Raw genomic sequence first — 3,161 nt, 5'->3', positions numbered from 1 at the left:
CAAATTTAAAACAAGAAATAAGCCAACCTACGGTAAATTTCAAACAAATTAACAACATCATTCAACAACTAAAATCTGGATTACGAACAATACAAACTCACGTTAGTAAACATCATTTACAAAAATATTTAAACGAATATTTTTATCGATTAAATAGATCAATATATAAAGAAACAATTTTTGATAATCTAATAAAAAGAATGATAAATCACGAATGGGTAGGATGGAAATTAATTGTAGCTCCTAAGTAAGTAACTCGAAATTTTTTTATTAATTCCTAAAACTGTTATTTCGTTAGAAGTTAAAATGCTTTTTCCATAGCCATTTTCGGCATTTATATTTCCTGAAAAATCTGTCTTGTTTTTTTTTAATTTTAAATTCAATACAATTTTGTCGGAATTTTCTATGTTTTTCAATAAGTTGTTAGAGGAATAATTTTCAATGGCTTGCACTTGTTCTATCATATCAACGGAAATATGTTTGGTTCCCAACATATAATTGGAACCAAATAAATCATCATTTTCTAATTTTACAGTTTCAATGTCTTTACCTTTAAATTTTATCTGACCTGTATTGTCATTCACAGTTATACCTGGTAGTTTTTTTAATAAATCTTCTACTTTTCGTTCTGTACCATTTAGAAATTTTTCGGGATTATAAAATGTTGAATCATTTTTGACACTTACAGCTTTTTGATTGTTAATTATAACCTCTTCTAATATTGTTTCTTTTTTGTTTAAAATTATTTCTATATTATTGTTTTTTAAATCAATGTTTTTGTAAAATATATCATAATTTATACATTTAATTTCTATATATACTTCTTTTTTACCTTCAAATTCAATAGAAAATTTACCTTCTGGATTGGTGTACATGTAATGAATTAAATGGTCTTTTTGAACAGAAGACCATACATATACACTAGCATTTTCAATCCCAATATGATTGGAGTCTAATACAACGCCACTTATATTTTGTGAATAAGATATAGTAATTATTAAATTAATAATAATAAAAATAATGTACTTCATTTTTTAATATCTGTATTTTTTTAATTCAGACAATAATAAAACAGGAACATCAATAAACATATTGACATCTTCTTTGGCCTGAATATTTTCATCTACTGTCATGACTTGTCTTCCATATTCTAAATTGGTTTTTTTGACTTCTGAAATAGAGTTAATTTTTATAGCTACAACAGTTTCAGTAACTTTTTTTTCATAATCTTTATAATTATAAACATTTTTTTTAGTTTTAAAAAAATAATTCTTTAATTCTTCAAACTCTTTTGGTTTTGCTATTCGGCTAATTTTATCAAAAGACACTTTAAATAAACCGCTTTCTTCTTGGATTTCTATGATCATACCAGGTAAATTATGGAATTTCAATGGACCAAATTTTAAAGGGACATCAAATGTAAACCAAATACTGTAATTTCTACCGTTTAATCTTGTTTTAGCTTCTACACATTCATACAGGCCTATTTTTCTTTTATTTGCAGTATAAATTTCCCATTTTAATTTACTCTTATACTCATCAAAATAGAGAATTTCATAAGTAGAAAATAAATGACGACAATAAGTTAAAACACTATTTGAGTAATAAAATTTAGACAAATGGTCATTAGTTACATAGTAAACTTCACCATTTGGAGCATCATGGATGCCTGATGCTCTTTCGTCATACAATTTAAATATTGCTTCATTGTTGTTGGTAAATAAGGTACACTTTGTATTTTGATTAGAATCTATGAAAGTATAATCAATCTTATACATTTCTTGAGCATTGATTATTAAGAAAAAAAAATGTACCAATACAATAATGATTTTTTTCATGATTTGTTTTACTTTATTTATTATTACCTTTTTGATCATTAATCATTTAACGATTTTATTTTGATTTTATTGTCAGAGGATATTTGATATTATAAACTTACTTTAACCTATTTTAAAACACGGTTAATCAATAATTTACATTTTATTTAAATCTGACAAAATTATTTTTTAGATTTACTATTTTTAAATCCTAAAATCGATTTATTTATTAAATTTCCGCCTTTGAAGGCAAAGGCGGAAAAATTTTCTATAATGATGTAATTGTTGAGTCACTACAGCTGTGCTTTTTACAATATTGAGCTCTAGCCCTACAGCAATCTTGACTATCTCCAACGCAACTACGAAATTCACCAACAGAACAACATCCTATTGTTGTTCTGTTTTTTACTTCATTTAATACTACTCTACCTGTTTTGGCAAAAGTTGACATTCCTATTACAAGGAATGTAATAATAAAAATTTTTTTCATGATTAAAATTTAGTTTAAAAAATTATAATTGTTTACATTTATAAATGTAACCATCAAGAGCTCTTTAGATTGTTAATTAAAAAATATAAATTTATTTGCAAATATTAAAATAAATAAAATAATTTGCTATTTTCATATAGAATAAAATATTCGTTTTTTAAATATAAATTTCGAGTATTAAATTTTTTTTTCTATATTCGCAAACATAATAAACATAATAAAAATTATGAAGATAGGGGATAAAATTCGTTACTACAGAAAAGCTAGAGATATTAAAGCTCAAACAATATGCGATAATTTAGGTATTAGTCAATCAACATATTCCAAAATTGAAAATGATAAATATAAAATGGATATAGCTACTCTTAAAAAAATTGCTAATGAGTTAGAAATCGATATTGATAAATTAATTAGTGAAGATAAAATTTCAATTTGTCATACGAATAACGAAAATTCTACGGGTGGTTCAGGGGTAATCGTAACAAATAATGTGTCAGATAAACTTAATAAGGCACTCGAAGATCAAATAGAGCTTTTAAAAGAATTAAATAATAATTTAAAAACCGAGAATTTTAGATTGAATAATTTAGTTATTGAATTAGAAAATGAAATAAAAAAAAATCATTGAATATTTTAAAAGCAATAAGATTTAATTTGTTTTTTGAAATTAAACACTTTAAATTTTTAAAAATATTTATTTAATAATTTTTTTATATTTTAAAAGTATTAAAATTAAACTATAAATAAATGTAGTACGTAATAAAATAACAACCTAACTTCCCCCTAATTTTTATACACTACAATTTTTTCATCTATTTATTTGGACTTAATTAAGTTTTTTTTAACTTTGTAGT

The 3,161-nt window shown here is 23.5% G+C and carries 4 protein-coding genes; 2 read left to right on the top strand and 2 right to left on the bottom strand.

Going from position 1 to position 3,161, the window contains the following annotated elements; genetic code table 11:
- On the top strand, nucleotides 1-251 hold a 251-nt coding region (locus B0A58_RS16065; protein ID WP_165766295.1), incomplete at its 5' end, for a transposase.
- Here B0A58_RS16065 and B0A58_RS16060 read toward each other — a convergent pair.
- Together B0A58_RS16060 and B0A58_RS16055 are read right to left on the bottom strand one after the other, a co-directional pair.
- The gene (locus B0A58_RS16060) at nucleotides 231-1,031 is read right to left on the bottom strand and encodes a peptidase associated/transthyretin-like domain-containing protein (protein ID WP_089081875.1); all 801 of its coding nucleotides are present in this window, start codon (nucleotides 1,029-1,031) and stop codon (nucleotides 231-233) included. The genes B0A58_RS16065 and B0A58_RS16060 overlap by 21 nt on opposite strands.
- Nucleotides 1,032-1,034: 3 nt before the next feature.
- A complete protein-coding gene (locus tag B0A58_RS16055; RefSeq protein ID WP_165766371.1) occupies nucleotides 1,035-1,838 on the bottom strand; it encodes a GLPGLI family protein in 804 nt (267 codons plus the stop codon).
- A 695-nt stretch (nucleotides 1,839-2,533) separates the two neighbouring features.
- On the opposite strand from B0A58_RS16055, the gene B0A58_RS16045 reads away from it, so the two are divergent.
- Nucleotides 2,534-2,935 carry a helix-turn-helix domain-containing protein gene (locus B0A58_RS16045; protein WP_089081872.1) on the top strand — a complete coding sequence of 134 codons (402 nt, stop codon included), beginning with the start codon at nucleotides 2,534-2,536 and terminating at the stop codon, nucleotides 2,933-2,935.
- The last annotated feature ends 226 nt before the right edge of the window (nucleotides 2,936-3,161 follow it).

Origin of the sequence: Flavobacterium branchiophilum NBRC 15030 = ATCC 35035, from assembly GCF_002217205.1 — a bacterium.
In the GTDB taxonomy this organism is placed as follows: domain Bacteria; phylum Bacteroidota; class Bacteroidia; order Flavobacteriales; family Flavobacteriaceae; genus Flavobacterium; species Flavobacterium branchiophilum.
This window is presented reverse-complemented; position numbering and strand designations above follow the sequence as displayed.